Below are 19,321 nucleotides of genomic sequence, written 5' to 3'. Positions count from 1 at the left end.
CCGGAAGGACGGCGGTGATCCGGCCTGTGGTCGTCCGCGGCGGACAGTCGCCCGCCGCGGACGACCGCGACCTGATGCAGGGGACCCGCTCCGCGCTGCCGGACATCGAAGTCGTCAAGGTGACGGGAAACGAAGGCGTCCGGTAGCACGAAACGGGCACCTGCCGCCGCTACAACAGTGCTCCCAGCGGCAGGATCAGCGCGATCGCGATCACCGAGATCACCGTCTCCATCACCGACCAGCTCTTGAGCGTCTGGCCCACCGACATCCCGAAGTACTCCTTCACCAGCCAGAATCCGGCGTCGTTCAGGTGGGAGAAGAACAGCGAGCCGGCGCCGATGGCCAGGACCAGCAGGGCGTTGTGCGTCGGGTCGAGAGTGGCTGCCAGCGGTGCCACGATGCCCGCGGCGGACACGGTCGCCACCGTGGCCGAGCCGGTCGCCAGGCGGATCGCGACGGCGACCAGCCAGCCGAGCAGCAGCGGCGAAAGGTGCGCGCCGGTGGAGAGGTTCGTGATCACGTCGCCGACCCCGGCGTCCACCAGGGTCTGCTTGAACCCGCCGCCCGCGGCCACGATCAGCACGATGCCGGCGATCGGGGCCAGTGAATCGCCGACGATCGAGGACAGCCGCTCGCGGTTCAGCAGCGCCGGGCGGCCCAGCACGACCATGCCGACCAGCACCGCCAGCAGCAGCGCGACCAGCGGGTCGCCGACGAAGTCGAGCACCTTGCGGACGGTGTTCTCCTTGCCCGCCAAGATGTCGGCCAGCGCCTTCGCGAGCATCAGCACCACCGGCAGGAGCACAGTGGACAGCGTCGCGGCGAAGCTCGGCCGGTGTTTCGGGTCGCTGCTTTCGGATTCCGGCACGAGCCGCTGTGGCGGCTCGACGTTCGGCACCAGCTTCGCGGCGACGCGGCCGAACAGCGGCCCGGCGATGACCACCGTCGGCAGTCCGACGAGCAGGCCGAGGGCCAGGGTGATGCCGACGTTCGCGTTCAGTGCCCCCGCGGCGGCCAGCGGTCCCGGGTGCGGCGGCACCAGCCCGTGCAGCACGGAAAGCCCGGCCAGCGCCGGAACGCCCACCAGCAGCACGGGTTTTCCGCTGCGCTTGGCGACCAGCAGCACGACCGGGATCAGCATCACGAGCCCGATCTCGAAGAACATCGGCAGCCCGATCAACGCGGCCACCAGCGCCATCGCCCACGGCAGCCCACGGCCGCGGACCCTGCCGAGCACGGTGTCCACGATCCGGTCCGCGCCACCGGAATCGGCGAGCAGCTTGCCGAGTATCGCGCCGAACGCGATCAGCACGCCGACCGACGCGACGGTGTCGCCGACCCCCTTCGTGAAGCTCTTCAACAGCTTGTCCACCGGCATCCCGGCGATCAGCCCGAGCGCGATCGAGCCGAGCGTCAGCGCGAGCAGCGGATGCAGTTTGACCTTGCTGATCAGGACGACGATCACCGCGATGGCGAGCAGCGTCGCGATGATCAGGCGGGTGTCGTGGCCGGTCCAGCCGGCGGCGAGGATCGTCATGCGTGCTCCCGGAAAGCGCTCAGCGCCGCGTCGACCAGTTCGGCGGGGGATTGCGCGAGATCGAAGGTACGGCCCGGTTCGTCCGGCTGCAGGGGTTCGAGGTCGGCGAGCTGTGAGTCGAGCAGCGAGACCGGCATGAAGTGGCCGCTTCGCGTCTTCATCCGCTCGGCGAGCAGCTCACGGGCGCCGTGCAGATGCAGGAACCACACCGCGCCACCGCCGCGCAGCACGTCCCGGTAGGACCGCTTGAGTGCCGAAGAGCTGACCACACCGCCACTGTCCTGGTGCGCGGCGATCCACTTCGCGATCTCGGCGAGCCAGGGCGCGCGGTCGGCGTCGGTGAGCGGATGCCCGGCGGTCATCTTCGCGATGTTGGCCGGCGGGTGGAAGGTGTCGGCCTCGGCGTAGTCGACGCCGAGCCGCTGCGCCACGGCGGTGCCGACCGTCGTCTTGCCCGAGCCCGACACGCCCATCACCACGATGACTGTCATCCGCACCTCCCACGCCTTCGTGTCCCGGAGAGTCAAACTCAAAAGTACTACTTAATCAAGAAGAAGTAGTACTTAATCGAATCAGACGGTTAGATTGGCCCGGTGGGCAGTGATCGGCACGAGCAGATGCTCGACGAACTCGGCGCGGCCATCGCGAACGGCGAGCTGGTGCCGGGGGCCGTGCTGCGTTCGGACGAGCTGCAGGAACACTACGGTGCCTCGCGCACAGTGGCGCGCGAGGTCGTTCGCGTACTGGAGACGATGGGGCTGACCAGCAGCCGCCGGCGGGTCGGCGTCACGGTGCGGGAACCGGCCGAGTGGAACCACTACGACCCGCGGCTGATCCGCTGGCAGCTCGACGGCGCGAACCGCACGCCGGCGCTGCGCACCCTGACGGAGCTGCGCTCGGCGGCCGAGCCCTGCGCGGCCCGGTTCGCCGCGCTGCGGGCGACGCCGGAGGAACGCGGCCGGATCCGCGCGCTGGCCACCCACCTCGCGGACACGGCGCAGGAGCGGGATCTGGACGCCTTCCTCGGGCACGACGTCGCGTTCCACAGTCTGCTGCTGTCCGCGTCCCGGAATCCGATGTTCGCGCAGCTGTCCTCTGTGGTCGCCGAAGTGCTGGCCGGGCGCACCGAACACGGCCTGATGCCCGAGCAGCCACAGCCGGAAGCGGTGGCTTGGCACGTCGAGGTGGCCGAGGCAGTCGGCCTGGCCGACGCCGCTCGTGCCGAGCGGGCGATGCGCGACATCGTGGAGCAGGCACGCGACGAAATCGCCGTCGCGGTGTCGAGTAACCTCAGCGCCTGAACTCTTCCACGTTTCCGGGGGGCGACTGGTGAGCGCGGCGCGCGCGATCGGCTTGATGCTCGGACTGGCTGCCGACGGGGCACTCGGTGACCCGCGAAAGCGGCCGCCGGTCACCGCGTTCCGCCGGGTCGCCCCGGGGCGGACCGGCCTCGTGCTGGCCGGTGCGGCGGTCGCCGCGGGTGCGCTGGCGGAACGGAGCGGCCGCGGACGTCCGGTGGTGCAGGCGGCCGCGACGGCGGTCACGACCTGGGCGGTGGTCGGCGCGACCGGTCTCGTCGCACAGGGCACCGAGCTGGCCCGCGATCTCGAAGAGGGCAGGCTGGCGCCCGCCCGCACCACACTGTCCGAACTGGACCCACGTGTGTCCGACGGGCTCGCCACGGTGGGACTTTCCCGTGCCTCGGTGGAAACCCTCGCGGAGAACACGTCCGAAGTGGTCGTCGCGCCGCTGTTGTGGGGTGCGGTCGCCGGCGTGCCGGGGCTGCTCGCGTCGCGCACGCTCGGCGTGCTGCGCCGCGCGGCGCCGGGCAACTGGGTCATCGCACGGCTCGACGAACTGGTCCATCTCCTGCCGACCCGTGCCGCGGCCGCGCTGACCGTCGTGGCGGCGCCGGTGGTCGGTGGCTCGGCCGGCGGGGCGTGGCGGGCCTGGCGGCGGGACACGATCGCCCACCCGAGCCCGAACGCGGGCCGGGTGGAGGCGGCGTTCGCCGGGGCGCTGGAGATCCGCGTCGGTGGCCGGACGGTGTACCCGGAGGGTGTCGTGGAGCTGCCGGTGCTGGGGGTCGGGCGCAATCCGGACGCCGGGCACGTCACGCGTGCGGTGGAGCTGTCGCGCGTGGTCGGCTGGCTGGCCGCCGGGACTTCGGTGCTCCTGGCCGCCGCGGCCGGCCTGCGGCGCCGCACACCGCACTGACGCTGGGGCTTACGAGGCGCTCGGGGTGTACTCGTCCTCGTCTTCGGCGAGCATTTCCGCCACGGACTTGCGCCGGCCGCGCTCCGGGCGCTCGGTGGCCAGCGCACCACCCGGACGCAGCTCGCGGATGGTGAAGTACAGCCAGCCCAGCAACGCCATGGTGCCGAACGCCAGCCACTGCAGTGCGTAGGAGAAGAACGGCCCGGACTCCAGCTGCGGCAACGGCAGCGCGCCGAGCACGCCCGGCTGCTGCTGGTCGAGCTGGAAGTAGCCGGACCGGATGGTCAGGCCGGAGGACTGCGCCACCACCTGTGAGTCGACGGTGTAGCTCTGCAGCTTGCCGTTCGTCGACGCGTCCGAGAACGCCTCTCGGTGCTTCGGGTCCTTCTCGTCGCTGCGTACGCGGGCCACGACGGTGACCTGCCCACCTGGCGCGGCCGCGTACGGCAGGACGCCGGACTTGTCGTTGAGGCGTACGTAACCGCGGTCGATGAGGTAGACGGTGCCGTCTGTCGCGCGAAGCGGCGTGAGGACTTCGTACGCACCTTCGCCCTGCACGGTGCGCAATCGCGCGACCACCTCGGCCGAAGGAAGGTACGTGCCGGTGATCGACACGAGGTGCCATTCCGTGCGCTGGCCCGGCGCCGCGTTCTCCGGCAGCAGCTGCGCGACCGGCTTCGGCTTCGCCGTGAACGACGCGGTCAGGGCACTGTTCTGCGCTTCCTGCTCGGCGTCGCGCCGGAACTGCCACGGTGCCAGCAGGGTGTAACAGCAGACGGCGAAGGTGAACACCACCACCGTCAACGCCAGCCACCCGGGCCGGAGCAGAAACCGCAACCGCACCCCACTACGGTAGGCCGTCTCCTTCCGGGGCCGCTCGCCGACCTCGTCCGCAGCGCTGCCGGTCCGGACACCACGGGATCAACCGTGCGCGCGGACCCAGTCGAGCAGTCCCGGCATCGCGCGCTCGACCATGGCGAGCACGTCCTCGAAGCCGTCCTCGCCGCCGTAATACGGGTCCGGCACCTCCGCGCCTTCGGGAGCCGACGGGTCGAACTCACGCAGCAGCCGCACCCGCGAAGGATCGTCGACGCGGCCACGCAGGAAGTCGACGTGCCCCTCGTCGGCGGCGAGCAGCAGGTCGGCCCGCAGATCGTCGTCGTCCACCTCGGCCGCGACGTGGTCGGCCGGGTACCCGTGCGCCCGCAGCGTGGCGCGCGCTCGCCGATCAGCCGGCTCGCCGGCGTGCCACGGCCCGATCCCGGCGCTGCCGACGGTCACCGAGCCGGAAAGCCCCGCCTCGGCCAGCTTCGCCCGGAACACGAGCGCGGCCATCGGAGAGCGGCAGATGTTCCCGGAGCACACGAAGACGACATGGGTCACGGCAACGAGTGTTGCAAAGCCTCGTGCGAAGATCCCGTGGTGGCCGCCTTAGCCGAGATCATCGCTGTACTCGAACGCAGTTACCCGACCGGGCTCGCGGAGAGCTGGGACGCCGTCGGGCTCGTCTGCGGGGATCCCGTCGACGACGTCCGGCGGGTGCTGTTCTGTGTGGATCCGGTGGAGGAGACGCTCGCCGAAGCCGAAGAGCGCGGCGCGCAGCTGATCGTGGCGCACCACCCGCTGCTGCTGCGTGGGGTGCACGGCGTGCCTGCGGACACCGCCAAAGGGTCGCTCGTGCACCGCATGATCCGCGGTGGAGTCGCGCTCTACTGCGCGCACACCAACGCCGACTCGGCCGCGCCCGGCGTCTCCGATGCGCTCGCCTCGGCCCTCGGGCTGGCCGTGGACCGGCCGCTGGACCCGCACGAGCCCGGTGGGCGCACGGGCCTCGGCCGGATCGGGCACCTGCCGGTGGCCGAGCCGTTCGAGACGTTCGTACGCCGCGTCGCCGCCGCGTTGCCGGCCACCGTTCCCGGAGTGCTCGGCGCGGGCGATCCGCAGCGGCCGATCCGCACGGTCGCGGTGTCCGGCGGGGCCGGCGACTCGTACCTGGCGAAGGCGACCGCCGAGGGCGTCGACGCCTACGTGACCGCGGACCTGCGCCACCATCCGGCCGGTGAGCACCTCGCGGGTACCGGGACGGTCCCCGCGCTGGTCGGGCTCACCCACTGGGCCAGCGAATGGCCCTGGTGCGGACAGGCCTCGGCCCTTGTCGACGCGGCCTTTGCGGGTACCGTCGACACCCACGTCTCCACGCGGTGCACCGATCCGTGGACCGTGCGCGCAACCCGCCCAGCTGCAGTGAACCAGGGAGCACAGTGAAGGCCGACCCCGCCGTCCAGCGTCAGCTGCTCGAACTCGCGAAGGTGGACGCCGAGCTTTCGCGCGTCGCGCACCGCCGCCGTACCCTGCCCGAGCTCGCCGAGATCGAGGCGGGGGAGAAGACCGTCCGCGAGAAGCGCGACGCGCTCGTGTCCGTGGAGACCGCGGCCTCCGACCTCGACCGGGAGATCGCCCGGCAGGAACGGGAGATCGAGTCGGTGCGGGCCCGGGTGGACCGTGACCGCAAGCTGATGGAGTCCGGTTCGGTCAACGCCAAGCAGATGACCGACATCGAACACGAGCTGCAGACCCTCGCGCGCCGGCAGAGCGCACTCGAGGACGACCTGCTCGAGCTGATGGAACAGCGCGAGGCGCTGGGGCTCGACGCGCAGCGCACCGGCGCCGAGGTGGACAAGGCCACCCAGGACGTGGCAGCCGCCACCGGCCGTCGCGACGAGGCGTTCAAGGACCTCGACACCACGCAGGCCCGCCGCGAGGAGGACCGCGCGAAGCTGCTGCCGCGGTTCCCCGAACCGCTGCTCAAGCTCTACACCCGCACGTTCGAGCACAAGGGCATCGGCGCCGCCCTGCTGCGTGCCCGCCGCTGCGGGGCCTGCCAGCTGGAGCTGGACCGCAACACGATCGCCGAGATCAAGGCGCAGCCCGAGGACGAGGTCGTGCAGTGCGAGAACTGCGGGGCGGTCCTCGTCCGCACGCTGGAGTCGGGCCTGTGACCGACCGGGTGGTCGTGGAGGCCGACGGCGGTTCGCGGGGCAACCCGGGCCCGGCCGGCTACGGCGCCGTGGTGAAGGACGCGGAAACCGGTGAGGTGCTCGCCGAACGGCACGAGTACCTGGGTGTGGTGACCAACAACGTCGCGGAGTACTCCGGTCTGGTCGCCGGGCTGGCCGCCGCGGCCGATCTTGGTGCGTCCACTGTGGACGTCCGGATGGACTCGAAGCTCGTGGTCGAGCAGATGTCCGGACGGTGGAAGATCAAGCACGCGGCCCTGCAGTCGCTGGCCGCCGACGCCGGGGAGATCGCCGCGCGCTTCGAGCGGGTCCGCTACACGTGGATCCCGCGCGCCCAGAACTCCCACGCCGACCGGCTCGCCAACGTGGCCATGGACGGCGGCACCGGACGGGCGGCCACCGGCTCGGCCGCGGCTGCCAAGACCGGCGAAACCACCGTAACCACGGCTGCTTCGGGGACTGCTGCCGCCGGGACCACCGCTGTCGCCGGGACCGCGGCTGGCTCCGGTGGAGCCACCGTGGCCGGGGCCGCCGCCGCGTCACCGGTCACCGCGGTCGACCGGGTGTCCCCGGCGCGCTGGACCGGGGCCCGTGGGACGCCGACCAAGCTGTTCCTGCTGCGGCACGGGCAGACCGAGATGTCGGTGGACCGGCGGTACTCCGGCCGTGGCGACGTGCCGCTCACCGAACACGGGCAGGCGCAGGCGGCCGCCGCGGCGAAGCGGCTCGCGGGCCTGCCGGGGCTGGTCGGCGAGGACGGTGCGGCGCCGCCGATCGTCGCGTCGCCGCTGACCCGCACGATGCAGACCGCACACGCGGTCGCCGACGCGGTCGGCGGGCGCGTCGAGACGCACCCCGGCCTGATCGAGACGGACTTCGGCGAATGGGAGGGCCTGACGTTCGCCGAGGCCGCCGAACGCGATCCCGCGGCACACGGCGGCTGGCTGAGCGATTCGTCGTCCGCGCCGCCCGGCGGGGAGAGCTTCGACGCGGTGTACGAGCGGGTCGCCACGGTGCTGCACGATCTGGTCGAGCAGTACGCCGGCCGCACCGTGGTCGTGGTCAGCCACGTGACGCCGATCAAGACGCTGCTGCGGATGGGGCTGGACGCCGGCCCGGCCCTGCTGTTCCGACTGCACCTGGATCTGGCCTCGCTGTCGATCGTCGAGTTCTACCCGGACGGCAACGCTTCGGTGCGGCTGGTGAACGACATTTCGCATCTGTCCTGACCGGCGTGGGTGTGGGGCGGATCACGCTCGGGGATGACGCCCGGACGGGGTCCGGTGAGGTATTGGCTAGAGTGCGGTGTCGACCGCGGTGCCGCGGCGCGGGTCCCGGCGGGACCTTCTTCAGGGGGGCGCAGGCTCGTGCGTTTCCCGGCAAGCTCCGCGAGTGAAAACAGTGACGAGGACATGACGGCTAGCGCACCCACCGCAGTAACCGAACCGGACCTGCCCGGCGAGGCGTCCCCCGAGACGCCCCGTCCGCTGCGGTACGGCTGGCTCGCCGCGACGCTGGCGGTGCTCGCCGGAGTCGCCGCGGTCGCCTGGCACGCCACCCGCTACGGCCACTGGATCGTGGACGACGCGGCCATCACGTTCTCCTACGCGCGCAGTGTCGCCGAAGGGCTCGGCCCGGTGCTGCAGCCCGGCGCGCCGCCGGTCGAGGGTTTCTCCGACCCGACCTGGATGATCCTGCTCGCACTGGGCAAGGTGCTCGGCCTGTTCGACCAAGGCATGCTCTTCGGCATCCCGGACTACGTGCTCTTCCCCAAGGTGCTGGGCCTGCTGTTCACCGCGGGCATCCTGGTACTGGTGCACGTGGTGGCGCGCCAGGTGTTCCGCAGGCACGCCTGGGCGATCACCCTCGTCACCGGGCTCACGCTGGCGGCGATCCCGTCGTTCGTGCTCTGGGTGGTCTCCGGCCTGGAGAACTCGCTGCTGGCGTTCCTCGTGGCCGGACTGGCGACGCTGCTGTTCACCGCGGTGCACCGGGAGCGCACGCTCACGGCCAAGGTGGCGATCGGCGCGGGCGTGCTCGTCGCGCTCGCCGCGCTGACCCGGCCCGAGGGCCTGATCTACGTGGGCGCCTATCCGATCGTGCTGCTCTTCGGGGTGCGCAGGGAGGGTTTCTGGCGCAGTTTCCGGTTCGCGCTGCTGTCCGTCGTGTCCTTCGGGGTGCTGTTCGGCGGCTACGTCCTCTGGCGCTACAGCGAATTCCACCGGCTGCTGGCCAATCCGTCGGTGGCGAAGAAGCAGGGCCTGCCGGACCTGCTCTCGGTCATCCGGCCGGGCGAGCTGGTGCTCTACTTCGGCGTCGCGGCCATCGTGGTTTTTGCCGCGGTGGTGATCTGGGCGCTGGTCAAGGCACCGTGGCGGCGTGCGCTGGTCGCGCTGGTCACGCCGTTCGCGCTGGGCGTGATCGCCTACGGCGTGCTGATCCCGGACTGGATGGCCCAGCACCGCTTCGCGACGCCGGTGTGGGTGCTCGGCGCGCTGGCCGGCACGCTGGCCTTCGCGGAGCTGCTGCGCACGGTCCGGATGCGCTGGCGTGCGGTGGCGACGGTCGTGGTGGTGGCCGCGGCGATCCCGTCGCTGGTCGGGTTCACCCAGCACGACGAGGAGTTCGTGCAGAGCCCGACCGTGCCTGCCTGCCTGATCGCCGATCGCTTCGGCCGCGGTTTCAACACCTACGCGGACATGCTGGGGCTGCAGCAGGCTTCGCTGCTGCTGCCCGATCTCGGCGGTTCGTCGATGACCAGCCGGCTGGAGCTGGTCGACATGGCCGGGCTGGTCAACGCCCCGATCGCGGACCTGACCCACGACGAAAACATCGCCGGCCTGCGCGACTACGTGTTCGACACGGCGAAGCCGACGTTCATCCACTCCTGGGGCCCGTGGGCCGGCGGCAACGGCATCTCGCTCGACCCGCGGATCGACCGCGACTACTACCCGATCCTGATCTACCCGGACGGCCCGCGCCAAGGTGACTTCGTGCGCAAGGACGCGGTGTCCGATCCGGCGAAGCTCAAGGCGGTCCAGCAGTACGCGCAGACCACGATGATGGACGTCGAGGCCCAGCGCTTCGGCGACGGCCTGGCCGACTGCGGTGCGACGCTGTCCCGCGGCAGCACCATCCCGCCGCGCGGCTAGAGCACCAGCCACAGGGCGCAGGTCGCCGCCGCGAGAGACAGTGGTGTGGTCAGCGCGCCGAGCCGGAGGAACTCGCCGGCCGACGGCCGCTGGTCGTGGCGAGCGAGCACCCGCCGCCACAGCAGCGTGGCCAGGGAGCCGAGGTAGGTCGCGTTCGGGCCGATGTTCACGCCCAGCAGCACCGCCAGCAGCACGCCCGGCTCGGGATGCGTGCCCAGCGCGGACAGCAGGATTAACGTCGCGGGCAGGTTGTTCACCAGGTTCGCCAGCACGGCCGCGACCGCCGCGGTGAGCAGCAGCTGCGGCAGCCCCGCGGAGTCCGGCAGCACAGTACGCAGGAGCCCGCCCAGCACGTGCTCGTCCACCGCTTCCACCACTACCGCCAGCGCCAGCACGAAGAGGATCAGCAGCGGGGACGCCTCGGTGAGCACCTGCCACGGCCGGATCTTGCGTTCGGCGAGCGCCCGCGTGGCCAGGACGAGCGCGGCCAGCGCCGCCACCCACACCGGTTCGACGTGCACGAGCTGCCCGGCGGCGAACCCTGCCAGCATCACCGTGAGCACCACCAGCGTGAACTTCGGCGCCGGCTGGTGCTCGGCGGCCGTCCGGGTGGCCGGCTGCCGCAGGTCCGCGCGGAAGAACCAGGCGAACGCGCCGAGTTCGATCGCGATCGTGACCAGCCACGGCAACGCCATCAAGGCGGTGAACCCGGCGAACGTCAACCCGGACGCGGCGAAGGCGAGCAGGTTGGTCAGATTGGACACCGGCAGCAGGGTCGACGCCGAATTCGCGAGGTGCGCGCACGCGTAGACGTGCGGACGGGCGGCCAGCCGCAGCCGCTCGGACGTGGCCAGGACGACCGGGGTCAGCAGGACCACCGTGGCGTCGAGGCTGAGCACGGCGGTGACCGCGGCCGCCGCTCCGAAGGTGAACACGAGCAGCCGGCGTGGGCGGCCGCGGCAGATCTCGGCCAGCTCGCCGCCGAGCCAGCGGAACACGCCGTCCACGGCCGCGAGGTGGCCGACCAGCAGAATCGCCGCGAGAAACCCCATCGTCGGCAGAATCTCGGCCACCCGCCGCCCGGCCTCGACGGGCGAAGCCAGCCCGAACGCGAGCACCAACCCAGCGGCCGGCACCGCGACCACGGCCTCCGGCAACCCACGCGGACGCACCATGGCGAACCACAGCGTCACACCGAGCAGAAGCACGCCGCACACCGCCGCGAAGGGACCGTTCACCCCCGAACGCTAGCCGACCGACCGGGCGCACTCCGTACGCCTCGGCCCGGCTCGGTCCGCGCGCCTGCCTGGCTGCCTGGCCATCCGGCTGTCGGTGAAGGCCACCTTGACGGACCTAGATTCCCTGAAGGAGGCCTTCACGGACGGACTCCCGGACAGGCGCACCTCAGGCGAAAGTGGGCTCCGGGACTCCGGCGCCGCGGGCCAGGTCGGCCTCCTTTGCCCGGATCACCGGCAGGATGTGCTCGCCGAAGTGGGCCACGTCCTCCAGGTAGTGGAGGAAACCAAGCAGGAGCAGGTTCGCGCCGCGCTTCTTGTACTCGATCACCCGGTCCGCGATCTGCTCCGGGGTGCCGATCAGGCCGGTGCGGAAGCCGTCGTTGTACTGCACCAAATCGGCGAACTCGGAGTCCGCCCACATGCCCTTGCCGTCCGATGTGGACTTTCCGGCCTGTTTCACCGCGGAGCGGAAACCCTCGACCGCGTCCACGTTCGCCTTCTCGACGATCTCCCGCAGCACCGCGCGGGCTTCCGACTCGGTTTCGCGCGCGATGACGAAACCGTTGAGGCCGAAGCGGACCGCGTGCCCGTTCTCCGCGGCGTACCCGCGCACGTCGGAGACCTGCTCGCTGAACCCGTCGAAATCCTTGCCGTTGCTGAAGTACCAGTCGGAGACGCGGCCGGCGAGCTTGCGGGCCGCGGTGGAGTTGCCACCCTGGAAGACCTCCGGATGCGGCCGTCCCGGTCCGGGCACCGGCTTGGGCTTGATGTCGAAATCGTGGATCCGGTAGAAGTCGCCGCCGAACTCGGCGTGGTCGTCGGTCCAGAGTTCCCGCAGTACCCGGATGAACTCCTCGGCCCGGCGGTAGCGCTCGTCGTGTTCCAGCCACGGTTCGCCGAGGCCGGTGAACTCGCCGGCGAACCAGCCGCTGACCACGTTCACCGCGGCCCGTCCACCGGAGATCACGTCGGCGCTGGCGATGAACTTCGCCAGCACACCCGGATGCCACAGCCCCGGATGCACGGCCGCGATGACCTTCAGCCGCTGCGTCGCCAGCAGCAGCGCGAGGCTGAAACCGGTCGACTCGTGCTGGTAGGCGGCGCCGTAGCTGGAGGTGTAGCGGACCTGGGTGAGGGCGTACTCGAACCCGTTGTTCTCGGCGAGCACGGCGAGGTCGCGGTTGTACTCGTAGCTCCAGTCGGTGCGCTGCTCGATGTCGCTGGTGACCAGGCCACCGCTCACATTCGGCACCCAGTAGGCGAATTTCAGGGGCTCGGAGAGGTCTGCTGCGGACATGCGGCGAGTGAAACAGCGGTCCGTGAACAGGGTCAACGCGTGTCCACGCGATGGGAACACTCCACTGAGGACGGTGCAGGGCGGGTGGCCGGGCCGGGCCCGTGCGCCGCTGGCGTACCATCCTCGGAGCGGACGAGCTGGCAGGACGGTCGCGGCCCGGGTCTCCCGGTCCGAGGAAAGTCCGGACTCCACGGGGCAGGGTGGTTGCTAACGGCAACCCGGGGCGACCCGCGGGACAGTGCCACAGAAAACAGACCGCCCCCGTCTCCGGACGGGGGTAAGGGTGAAACGGTGGTGTAAGAGACCACCAGCATCCCGGGCGACCGGGGTGGCTCGGTAAACCCCACCCGGAGCAAGGCCAAGAGGGAGCGTTCCGGCGCTCCTGCGCAGGCGATCGAGGGCGGCCCGCCCGAGCCTGCGGGTAGGCCGCTGGAGCCTGCCGGCAACGGCAGGCCGAGATGGATGACCGTCGCCCGGTCGGCCGCGAGGCCACCCGGGAACAGGATCCGGCTTACATGCCAGCTCGTCCGCTTCACCCCGATTTCACTTTCGGCCCCGTTTTCACGCTCCGTCACTGTTTTCGGAGGGCAACCGGTCCGAAGGTGAGGTTTTTCGCACTGTCGCGTGATCGATTCCGCGCGACCCGTACAGCCGTGCGCTCACTCACCGGACTCGCGGGTGGCGGCCGAACGGGGCATGCCACACTTGTTCCGGCCCGACACGTCGGCAGGCGGAGCACCGAGAGTGAACACCGCGCGCCCGATGCGGTGACTTCGCGCGAACACTGCGAAATCCGGGTGGCCGGGGTTAATCCTCAGCACCCTTGCCACGATGATGGAGGGTGCGGAATTCTCACCAGACGAGCCGGATCCAGAAGTGCCGAACCTCCCTGTCCACAAGTCGACTTCCTACCGAGCGCGCTTTGACCATTACCCCTTGTGACGCCATGATGGTGTTCGAAGCTTCGCCGAAGCCAGAATCGCGCGGCCCCGGCCGCGTACCAGGAGTATCGCGATGACGAGCATGACCGCCCTCGAGACGCTGGCCGCCGGCGAGCTCGGCACCGGCAACGTCCGCAACTGGTTGATCGACAACATCATCCCCCTGGTGTTGCTCGCCGTCGCGCTGCTGCTGCTCTGGCTGGGCGGCGGCAAGGGCGACAACGCCGGGGTCATGCGCAGGCTCGCCGGTGTGGTCATCGCGCTCGCGATCATCGGGCTCGCCGTGAGCGGCGCCGGGGTGAACGTGGGTCAGTGGATCGCCGGCCTGTTCACCGGCTGAGGCGGGGCAGGCGTGCGTATCAGGACGGATGACGAGGTCTATCGGGTCGACGCCGTCTGGCTCGGTCCGCCGAAGGCGACTTTTCCCTGGAGAGCCCGCTACGTCGCGTGGCTCGTCGGTATCCCGGTCTTCCTGGTCGTGCTCACCGTCGAACGGTGGGCAGGCTGGAGTTTCGGGTTCTTCTCCACGGCGTGGGCGTTCGTGATCACGATCGTGCTCACCCGGCTGATCACCGCCAAGATCAGCCACGAACGCCCGCTGGGCGCGGTGCTGGCGATGGCGGGGCGTGAGCTGCGCGCGCCCCGCGAGCGCACCACCGGCGCCGGCGGCGCGGTGAGCGCCAGCCGGATCCGGGTACGGACGCAGCGCCCGTTGCCCAAGCACAAGAGAAGGCGGCAGTACCAGCACCGCGGTCCCGGACAGAGCGCCGGGACCGGAAGGCAGGGAACACCACGAGCGAGCCGGAGCCGCCCCGCGGCTCGGGCCGGGAGGTAGTCGTTGTTCGGTCGCGGCGGAAGCCGGGGAAAGCGGGAGCAGGACGTGCCTGCGGGTGCCTGGCAGGCATCCGGCCAGGTCCGGTCCCCGTCGGCCAGTGGCAGGAACGGTGCCGCGGGCGGCAAGGGCCGCCGGCTGCCCGGTGAGCAGGCGATCCCGGCGTACACGCCGTCGATCGCGGCCCGCAGCATCGACGGGCACCTGCTGCGCACCGGCTACGAGGTGTACGCCTGGTACCGGCTCGCCCCGCAACGCTGGTCGTTCCGCTCCGACTCGCAGCGCCGGGACCTGATCGCGGCGATCGCCGGGCAGTACGCCGAGCTGCAGGGCCGCTGGCTGCACCTGCGGGTGACCAACCGGCCGTACCCGATCCGGATGTGGGCCGAGGCGCACGTGCACAACGCGGTCGGCAGGCCGAACGACGTGCCGGGCGCGCTGTCCTTCGACGACTACCTGATCGGCGAGCAGCAGCAGCTGATGGGCCGTTCGATGGCCGAGAAGGAGGTCTACCTCGGCGTCCAGGTGCAGACCCGGCGGATGGTGGACCGCGCCGTGGAGCGGGCCGCGCCGATGCTGCGCCGGATCCTGCCGGAGGCGGTGGACGCCGAGCTGGCCGCGCTGGATTCCGAGGTCGAGCACCTCGACCAGGTGATCGGCAGTGCCGGTCTGGAAGGCCGTCCGGTGCACGCCGAGGAGATGTCCTGGCTGATGCACCGCTCGTGCTCGCTCGGGCTGCCCGCGCCGCGGAACATGCCGGCCGTACCGGGTGCGGCCTGGGAGCCGGAGGACCTGGCCAGCTTCACCGACGCCGCGGACTTCCACGCCGACCCGTACGCACCCACGGTCACTGTCCGCGGCCGCACCGGCTCCAACGCCGGCGTGTCGCGGCATCTCGCGGTGCTCACCGTCGGTCAGATGCACGGGCTGCAGATCCCCGAGGTCGACGATCCGTGGGTGCAGCACGCGGACCGGCTGCCCGCCGCGGTGGAGGTGTCCGCGCGGATCTACGTGCGCCGCCCGGAGGAGGTTTCCGGCGAGCTGCAGAGGCAGATGAACAAGGTTCGCTCGCAGGTCAAGCACTACACCGACGAGCACGAGCTGGAGCCGCCGCAGTCGCTGTCCCGGCAGGCAGGCCGCGTGCTGGAGATCGACGACGAGATGACGTCGGGGTTCACCGCGCTGGCCACCCGGGTCCGCTCGTGGTGGCGGCTGGCGGTGTCCGGCCCGACCGAGCGTGACGCGCTGCGCCTGGCCCAGCAGCTGCTCGACCTGTACAAGCCGAAGATCGCCATCGAGCATCCGGAAGCGCAGTACGCGATGGCGCGCGAGTTCATCCCGGGGGAGCCGCTGGCCTCGGCGGCCTACATGCGCCGCGGTTCGGTGGTGTGGACGGCGTCCTCGGTGCCGACCGCGACCGCGGAGGTCGGCGACCGGCGCGGCATCCTGCTCGGCGAGACGGTCACCGCGACGCGGCGGCCGGTGGCCTGGGACCCGTGGATGGCACAGGAGATCCGCGACGGCTCCGGACTCACCGCGATGGTGGCCGGCCTGGGCGGCGGAAAGTCGTTCCTCGGCGGCGGCATCGTCTACAAGACGCTGCGGGCCGGCGCGCACTGGACGATCCTCGACCCGTCCGGCCCGCTGTCGCGGCTGTGCGACCTGCCCGAGATCCGCCCGTACGCGCGGCCGATCAACCTGCTCAACGCGCAGCCGGGCATCCTCAATCCGTACCGGGTGGTCGGCGAGCCGCAGCTCGAGCACTTCATGGACGAGGACGATCCGGAGCGCGCGTGGCGGCGGGAGAAGGCGCTGGCCGGCGCGACCCGGCGGCGGCTGGTACTCGACGTGCTCACCGGCGTGCTGCCGTACGAGGTGTCGCGGATGGCGCAGACCCGGATCGTGCTGCTGCGTGCGGTGCGAGCGGTCGGCGGCCGGTTCGACGCCGACCCTGGCCAGGTGATCGACGCGCTGCGGCGGGACTCGAGCGAGCACCACGAGCACGCGGTCGTGGTCGCCGACTTCCTCGACGAGATGCGTGAGCGGATGGCGCTGCTGATCCCGGAGGACGACGCCGACCCGTACGCCGAGACCCGGGACGACCGGATGACCGTGCTGACCATGGCCGGGCTGACGCTGCCGAAGGACGGCGTGCCGCGCGAGTACTGGACGGACGCGGAATCACTCGGCGTCGAGATGCTGAACCTGGCGGCCTGGCTGACCCAGCGGTCGGTCTACGAGAAGCCGAAGGAGCTGCGCAAGGGCGTCTGGATCGACGAGGCGTTCTTCCTGTCCGAGGTGCCGACCGGGCGGGTGCTGATGAACCGGTTCGCCCGTGACTCGCGGAAGTGGAACGTCCGGGTGCTGCTGTCCTCGCAGATCCCGGCCGACTTCCTGAAGATCCAGGGTTTCGTGGCACTGCTCGACTCGGTGTTCGTCGGCCGGCTCGACGACGACGATGCCCAGGCCGACGCGCTGCGTCTGCTGAAGGTGCCGGTCGGCGTCGGCTACGAGCAGGTCGTCGCGGCCCTCGGTCGCCGCCCGGGTGCGCAGCGCGGGCTGGAACGCGACATGGAGCCGCGGCAGTTCATCTTCGGCGACGGCGCCGGCGGGGTGGAGCGCATCCGCGTCGACTTCTCCGGCCCGCACCTCGACCAGCTGCGCGCGGTCATGGACACCACGCCGGGCTCGCCCGACGCGCGCAGGAAACCGGGCAGCGACCTCGTGGTCTCCCACGAGGACGAAACCACGCCGTACGTCCCGACCCCACCGGAGGACGACGAGTTGCAGCACGACCTGGAGCTCCAGGCGGAGCTCGAGGTCGGTCTCGCCGACGAGCAGCTGCTGGGCTCGCCGGATCCGCTCGCGTCCGAAACCGGCGAGGTGGAGGGTGCGGTGCACGGCGGCAACGGCAGTGCCAACGGGACGGCGAACGGGACGGCCAACGGGAACGGGACGGCGAACGGCGGACCCGCGCAGGACCGGCACGCCCGGGCCGGCGGCAAGGGCGGTACCGGCAGGGATGCCGCGTGAACACCCTGGTGACGTTGGCGTTCGTCCTCGCGTTCGCCGCCGGCTGGCACGCGCTGCGCAAGCGGCTCAAGGAGGGCGGCCGATCCGGCCGCCGGCCGAGCCGCCGCGGGGCGATGTTCGCCGTGGTCGCGGTCATCGGGATGCAGACGGTGCTGTTCGCGCCGTCGGCGAACGCCGCGGCCTGCGGGGAGGCGCCGAACCCGGAGCGGCCGGGTGCGGGCATGGTCGGGGCGCTCGACCCCGCCGAGGGACACGGTGAAGCCGGCAGCGCCTACATCGACTACAGCTACGCCGGGTTCGTGTGGAACACGTTCCAGACCGACTGCTCACCGCTGTCCGCGATCGCCTCGCCCAGCTCGACCATCGACACCTGGGCGGGCAACCAGCTGTTCAACATCGGCAAGAACATCGTGGGCGCCACCAACTCGCTGCACTACACCGTGCTCGAGGGCGGGCTGCTGAACCCGATCTACAACGCGGTGAAGTCGGGCGCGGAGAAGGTCTACAACAACATCTACGCGCAGCTGTTCGGGCTGGTCGCGCTGATCCTGTCGATCATGCTGTTCCGCAACATCTGGCGCGGTGACCTGGCCGGGGTCAGCAAACGGGCGCTGTACGCGCTGGCCGGGGTGTGGCTCGCGGCCTCGTCACTGGCGATGCTGCGGTACTTCGACCCGATCGACAGAGCGATCGTGCAGACGACCACGAATATCCAAGCGGGATTCGTCGACGAGTCGGAGAACCGGGTCGTCCGGCACATCCTGCCGACCGAACTGCACAACGAGATCGTCTACAAGAACTGGCTCCGCGGCGAGTTCGGCGCCCCGGACGCACCGCAGGCCGACCAGTACGGCCGCCCCCTGCTGGACGCACAGGCCTTCACCTGGGACCAGCTGCGCAACGGGGACGACGGCAAGCAGAACGTCGTCGACGGCAAGAAGGCCGCCTTCAAGGACATCTCCACGAAGCTCGGCCCCGCCACCGGGTACTTCACCGGGGAGTCCGGCGGCCGCACCGGCTCGGGCTTCCTCGCCTTCGGCCAGAGCCTGGTTTACTCGCTGTTCCAGCTGCTCGCGAAGGCCTCGGTGCTGCTCGCGCAGGTGCTGATCCGGCTGTTCGCGCTGACCGCGCCGCTGGTCGGGCTCGTCGCGCTGCTGCATCCGGACATCCTGCGGCGGGTGCTCAAGGTGGCCGGCGGCATCGCGTTCAACCTTGTCGTGCTGTCCGTGCTCGCCGGCGTGCACGCGTTGCTGCTGCAGGCGATCTTCGGTGCGGGCAGTTCCCTCAACCTGCTCACCCAGATGGTGCTGGCCGGGCTCATCACGGTGCTGCTGTTCCTGGTCGGACGGCCGGTGCGGCGGTTGTGGCAGATGGTGGAGATGTCGGTCGGCATGGTCGGGTCCGGAGTGCCCTCGCCGCGAGGACTGTTCTCCCGCTTCCGCAAGAAGAGCGGCCCGACCCCGCAGGACGAGTTCTGGCAGAACGTCCGCGACACCGACGACGTCGTGGACGGCGAGCAGCGCGGTCCGATCGGCGCGACCGTCGGCGGGGGGCGTCACCGGCCCGAGGCGGCCGTGTTCGCGAGCGCGCAGCGGCTGGACAACGGTTCCCGGGCAGCCCGGCCCGCCGCGGCGTGGTCGGGTGCGCCCTGGCCCGGCGCGGTCGGTCCGGCCGCGTCCGCGGCCGCGCTGCCCTCCGGTCGCGGCGGTGCCCCGGTGTTCGGCCAGTACCACCCGGTGACCGGCGAACCCGGCGATTACGTCGTGACCGGTGCGCACGCGCCGGTGCGCGAGAGCCGTCGCGTGGACACCTCGCCGGTGGCCGACCGGCGCTGGAGCGAGGAGCCCGAACCGGTCGTGGTGCCCTCGCAGCTCAGCGCGACCGACCGCGGTTACTCGACGCCGGCGCCGGACCAGCCCGGTTTTGTCCCGCCCGGCGTGCGCGCCCAGCCTCGGCGGGTGGATCCCGAAGTGGTGGCGGGCAAGCCGGTGTTCGTGCTGTACCGGCCGTCGCGCGGCATCGAGGTACGCGACACCGACCAAGTCTTGGGGCGGTGA

At 71.1% G+C, this 19,321-nt stretch carries 17 protein-coding genes and 1 other RNA gene; 12 read left to right on the top strand and 6 right to left on the bottom strand.

All coding sequences use genetic code 11. The features are described 5' to 3' along the window. Positions 1-14: 14 nt before the first annotated feature. Positions 15-146 (top strand): hypothetical protein, encoded by a 132-nt coding sequence (locus tag BJY18_RS37480; RefSeq protein ID WP_281393676.1) that lies wholly within the window; start codon positions 15-17, stop codon positions 144-146. Positions 147-169: 23 nt separating this feature from the next. Here BJY18_RS37480 and BJY18_RS17170 read toward each other — a convergent pair whose 3' ends face one another. Beyond that, entirely contained in the window at positions 170-1,537 is a 1,368-nt protein-coding gene (locus tag BJY18_RS17170) for a GntT/GntP/DsdX family permease (RefSeq protein ID WP_184780942.1), read from the bottom strand. Beyond that, a complete protein-coding gene (locus tag BJY18_RS17165; RefSeq protein WP_184780941.1) occupies positions 1,534-2,028 on the bottom strand; it encodes a gluconokinase in 495 nt (164 codons plus the stop codon). The genes BJY18_RS17170 and BJY18_RS17165 overlap by 4 nt, the downstream gene beginning before the upstream one ends. A 126-nt stretch (positions 2,029-2,154) precedes the next feature. Here BJY18_RS17165 and BJY18_RS17160 point away from each other — a divergent pair, with 126 nt between their 5' ends. Together BJY18_RS17160 and BJY18_RS17155 are read left to right on the top strand one after the other, a co-directional pair. Next, positions 2,155-2,838, top strand: coding sequence for a FadR/GntR family transcriptional regulator (locus tag BJY18_RS17160; RefSeq protein WP_184784660.1), 684 nt, complete (start codon positions 2,155-2,157; stop codon positions 2,836-2,838). A 28-nt stretch (positions 2,839-2,866) separates the two neighbouring features. Next, positions 2,867-3,754, top strand: coding sequence for a cobalamin biosynthesis protein CobD/CbiB (locus tag BJY18_RS17155; protein ID WP_184780940.1), 888 nt, complete (start codon positions 2,867-2,869; stop codon positions 3,752-3,754). A gap of 9 nt (positions 3,755-3,763) precedes the next feature. On the opposite strand, the gene BJY18_RS17150 is transcribed toward BJY18_RS17155, so the two are convergent. Then, a complete protein-coding gene (locus BJY18_RS17150) occupies positions 3,764-4,597 on the bottom strand; it encodes an SURF1 family cytochrome oxidase biogenesis protein (RefSeq protein ID WP_184780939.1) in 834 nt (277 codons plus the stop codon). 78 nt (positions 4,598-4,675) lie between these two features. After that, positions 4,676-5,137 carry a low molecular weight protein-tyrosine-phosphatase gene (locus BJY18_RS17145; RefSeq protein WP_184780938.1) on the bottom strand — a complete coding sequence of 154 codons (462 nt, stop codon included), beginning with the start codon at positions 5,135-5,137 and terminating at the stop codon, positions 4,676-4,678. Positions 5,138-5,176: 39 nt separating this feature from the next. Here BJY18_RS17145 and BJY18_RS17140 point away from each other — a divergent pair, with 39 nt between their 5' ends. The 4 genes from BJY18_RS17140 to BJY18_RS17125 all read left to right on the top strand — a co-directional run bounded on the left by BJY18_RS17140 (position 5,177) and on the right by BJY18_RS17125 (position 9,923). Next, complete coding sequence (locus tag BJY18_RS17140) at positions 5,177-6,019, top strand: Nif3-like dinuclear metal center hexameric protein (RefSeq protein WP_184780937.1); 843 nt, start codon at positions 5,177-5,179, stop codon at positions 6,017-6,019. Then, a complete protein-coding gene (locus BJY18_RS17135; protein ID WP_184780936.1) occupies positions 6,016-6,753 on the top strand; it encodes a zinc ribbon domain-containing protein in 738 nt (245 codons plus the stop codon). The genes BJY18_RS17140 and BJY18_RS17135 overlap by 4 nt, the downstream gene beginning before the upstream one ends. After that, on the top strand, positions 6,750-8,000 hold the full coding sequence (locus BJY18_RS17130) for a bifunctional RNase H/acid phosphatase (protein WP_184780935.1): 1,251 nt from the start codon (positions 6,750-6,752) through the stop codon (positions 7,998-8,000). The genes BJY18_RS17135 and BJY18_RS17130 overlap by 4 nt, the downstream gene beginning before the upstream one ends. 183 nt (positions 8,001-8,183) lie before the next feature. Further along, a complete protein-coding gene (locus BJY18_RS17125; RefSeq protein WP_184780934.1) occupies positions 8,184-9,923 on the top strand; it encodes a glycosyltransferase family protein in 1,740 nt (579 codons plus the stop codon). Here BJY18_RS17125 and BJY18_RS17120 read toward each other — a convergent pair. Together BJY18_RS17120 and sfnG are read right to left on the bottom strand one after the other, a co-directional pair. Then, positions 9,920-11,161, bottom strand: a complete 1,242-nt coding sequence (locus tag BJY18_RS17120) for an SLC13 family permease (protein WP_184780933.1) — start codon at positions 11,159-11,161, stop codon at positions 9,920-9,922. The genes BJY18_RS17125 and BJY18_RS17120 overlap by 4 nt on opposite strands. A 166-nt stretch (positions 11,162-11,327) precedes the next feature. Continuing rightward, positions 11,328-12,458 carry a dimethylsulfone monooxygenase SfnG gene (gene sfnG, locus BJY18_RS17115; RefSeq protein WP_184780932.1) on the bottom strand — a complete coding sequence of 377 codons (1,131 nt, stop codon included), beginning with the start codon at positions 12,456-12,458 and terminating at the stop codon, positions 11,328-11,330. A 133-nt stretch (positions 12,459-12,591) separates the two neighbouring features. On the opposite strand from sfnG, the gene rnpB reads away from it, so the two are divergent. From rnpB to BJY18_RS17090, 5 genes are all read left to right on the top strand, one after another. Then, positions 12,592-12,988, top strand: an RNA gene (gene rnpB, locus BJY18_RS17110) — RNase P RNA component class A. Between the two features lie 484 nt (positions 12,989-13,472). Beyond that, entirely contained in the window at positions 13,473-13,739 is a 267-nt protein-coding gene (locus BJY18_RS17105; protein ID WP_184780931.1) for a hypothetical protein, read from the top strand. Positions 13,740-13,751: 12 nt separating this feature from the next. Next, on the top strand, positions 13,752-14,234 hold the full coding sequence (locus BJY18_RS17100) for a hypothetical protein (protein ID WP_184780930.1): 483 nt from the start codon (positions 13,752-13,754) through the stop codon (positions 14,232-14,234). A 3-nt stretch (positions 14,235-14,237) separates the two neighbouring features. After that, on the top strand, positions 14,238-17,264 hold the full coding sequence (locus BJY18_RS17095) for an ATP-binding protein (protein ID WP_184780929.1): 3,027 nt from the start codon (positions 14,238-14,240) through the stop codon (positions 17,262-17,264). Beyond that, entirely contained in the window at positions 17,261-19,321 is a 2,061-nt protein-coding gene (locus BJY18_RS17090; RefSeq protein WP_184780928.1) for a magnesium transporter, read from the top strand. Before BJY18_RS17095 ends, BJY18_RS17090 begins: the two co-directional genes overlap by 4 nt.

The sequence above is a fragment of the Amycolatopsis jiangsuensis genome (assembly GCF_014204865.1).
Lineage (GTDB): Bacteria > Actinomycetota > Actinomycetes > Mycobacteriales > Pseudonocardiaceae > Amycolatopsis > Amycolatopsis jiangsuensis.
Note: the sequence above shows the minus strand (reverse complement) of the source record. Positions and strands in the feature narration are given on the sequence as shown.

Coding starts and splice junctions, on each gene's coding strand:
- BJY18_RS17170 (WP_184780942.1), bottom strand. CDS start 1,537: ATGACGATCCTCGCCGCCGGCTGGACCGGCCACGACACCCGCCTGATC.
- BJY18_RS17165 (WP_184780941.1), bottom strand. CDS start 2,028: ATGACAGTCATCGTGGTGATGGGCGTGTCGGGCTCGGGCAAGACGACG.
- BJY18_RS17160 (WP_184784660.1), top strand. CDS start 2,155: ATGCTCGACGAACTCGGCGCGGCCATCGCGAACGGCGAGCTGGTGCCG.
- BJY18_RS17125 (WP_184780934.1), top strand. CDS start 8,184: ATGACGGCTAGCGCACCCACCGCAGTAACCGAACCGGACCTGCCCGGC.
- sfnG (WP_184780932.1), bottom strand. CDS start 12,458: ATGTCCGCAGCAGACCTCTCCGAGCCCCTGAAATTCGCCTACTGGGTG.
- BJY18_RS17105 (WP_184780931.1), top strand. CDS start 13,473: ATGACGAGCATGACCGCCCTCGAGACGCTGGCCGCCGGCGAGCTCGGC.